Here is a 572-nt window from a genome sequence, read left to right on the forward strand (position 1 = left end):
TGTTGATGCATTTGTTATAACGCAGTTCTCAATTTAGACCAATGACTCAACCAACCTTTCGACGTTACACGGTCACTGAAGATTTCTAAAGAACGTTTCGGATTATGTGTAACCTGCAAATTGAACAACGATTCAAAGCCAAAAGCAGAAATACATTCATATTTTCCATTGCCTAATTTTCGTATGGCTACCGCTGTTTCTTTTTCTGGCCAATAACTCATTGCGTCGATAATATTTAAATACGGTTTATCACCATTTCGTTTGTGCATAATTGCTTGATTACGCACTTCCCAATTCAATTCTGGCATCAATGCAGAAAGCTGAGATTCGATTAGTTTGTAGTTTTCAGGATTAGATTCAGTTTCATCGAAATAAATAACGTCAACGTCATTCAAAGCCGTTGATACTGATTTCTGATGCAAATGATCCCACACCAAATTTCGGACGAAACCAGCGGCTAAATAACAATGAGGTAAATTGAGTTGTCGAACACAATCAAGCGCCTTTACCCTCAATTCATCTTTCTCAATTAATGTGATGATTCTATCCATATCCACCCTGCGTTATAACGC

At 37.4% G+C, this 572-nt stretch carries 1 protein-coding gene; it reads right to left on the bottom strand.

What is annotated here, in order from left to right; all coding sequences use genetic code 11:
- Nucleotides 1-14: 14 nt before the first annotated feature.
- A complete protein-coding gene (locus A6E06_RS08320) occupies nt 15-551 on the bottom strand; it encodes a nucleotidyltransferase family protein (RefSeq protein ID WP_065591843.1) in 537 nt (178 codons plus the stop codon).
- Nucleotides 552-572: the final 21 nt, after the last annotated feature.

The sequence above is a fragment of the Aliivibrio sp. 1S175 genome, assembly GCF_001690985.1.
Classification (GTDB): domain Bacteria; phylum Pseudomonadota; class Gammaproteobacteria; order Enterobacterales; family Vibrionaceae; genus Aliivibrio.